This window comes from Nonomuraea aridisoli, assembly GCF_003236395.1.
In the GTDB taxonomy this organism is placed as follows: domain Bacteria; phylum Actinomycetota; class Actinomycetes; order Streptosporangiales; family Streptosporangiaceae; genus Nonomuraea; species Nonomuraea aridisoli.
In genome coordinates this window covers 1-404 of the sequence record NZ_POUD01000701.1, presented here as the reverse complement: position 1 = coordinate 404, position 404 = coordinate 1, and the positions used below count along the sequence as shown (strand labels likewise).

Here is a 404-nt window from a genome sequence, read left to right as displayed (position 1 = left end):
GTAGTGAAGGCTACCGGGCAATTTTCCTCTCCCTTTTTCAGATCTCATCCATACTGGGTAGTGGCGAATAAATCTCATTTGCCTCACCTGCTATGCAGAACATCATCCGAAAAGGAGGAACTATGAAGGCTGCAGTTGTTACGAAGGATCATCACGTTGACGTTACGGATAAAACACTGCGCTCACTGAAACATGGCGAAGCCCTGCTGAAAATGGAGTGTTGTGGTGTATGTCATACCGATCTTCATGTTAAGAATGGCGATTTTGGTGACAAAACCGGCGTAATTCTGGGCCATGAAGGCATCGGTGTGGTGGCAGAAGTGGGTCCAGGTGTCACCTCATTAAAACCAGGCGATCGTGCCAGCGTGGCGTGGTTCTACGAAGGATGCGGTCATTGCGAATAC

1 protein-coding gene is annotated in these 404 nt (G+C 48.8%); it reads left to right on the top strand.

All coding sequences use genetic code 11. The annotated features are described in order from the left end of the window. Positions 1–122: 122 nt before the first annotated feature. The coding region (locus C1J01_RS48815; protein ID WP_149002005.1) for an alcohol dehydrogenase catalytic domain-containing protein at positions 123–404 on the top strand (282 nt) is incomplete at its 3' end.